This is a genomic window from Neisseria sp. P0021.S006 (assembly GCF_051956895.1).
The window spans coordinates 1-824 of record NZ_JBQCWZ010000595.1 but is presented as its reverse complement, the minus strand read 5'-3'; the positions used below and the strand labels follow the sequence as shown (position 1 = coordinate 824).

The following is an 824-nucleotide window of genomic DNA, read 5'->3' as shown; positions in this document are numbered from 1 at the left end:
CTTATATGAATGATACGTTATGGAGTTTAGCAACATGGCACAAAATAATTTAATTAATCCAAATTCAGATAAAAATACTGTAGATCAACTAGATTTGTCAGATCGAAATAATTTCCCTTTATTCATAAAAAAAATAACCATAGATCGATTAAAACAAATTAATAATCTAACTGTAGAATTTAAGCATCCTATCTCCATTATTGCAGGTGTCAACCGTTCAGGAAAAACCACTATGCTGACCACAATTGCATGTAGTCATGAGAATTTCAAAAAGAGGAATATAACGAATGGCATTCTAGAAAGGCATACATGGCAAGATTTTATGAAATTCACAGTAAATGATTGCCAAAATGATGATTACAAATATTCCATTGAATATAAAATTGGTGGCAAAATCCAAACAAAGAGTGGAAAGCGAAATCAGTTTACGAAAAAATGGTCTGGGGTAGCAAAAAAAGAAGGACAAATTAAAAATAGGGAAGTTAGATATATAGACCTATCTAGACTATTACCTGCTCGTAATTTTGGAAAGGCTATTCTACGAAAAAATCCCAGCAACAGTGCTGTAGATGCAAAACTAACGATGTGCTTATCGCATATTTTAGAAACTAATTTTACTATAACAACCCAATTTTCTCATCAAGATAAGGACACTTTTTGCTATCAAGGGTTATACTCTAGTTTTAATGCTGCCTCAGGCGAAGAATCTTTAATTAGATTATTAAGAGAGATTATAGAGGCATCAGAAAAATCATTAATTTTAATTGATGAAATAGAGGCTAGCTTACACCCCAAAATTCAACGTAGGCTAATAGATATTCTAT

General features: G+C 31.4%; 1 protein-coding gene. It reads left to right on the top strand.

Annotated features, from left to right (window positions below; genetic code table 11):
- Nucleotides 1–34 precede the first annotated feature (34 nt).
- Nucleotides 35–824, top strand: a 790-nt coding sequence (locus tag ACTHUM_RS15915) for an AAA family ATPase (RefSeq protein WP_440403409.1), incomplete at its 3' end; no start/stop codon positions are given.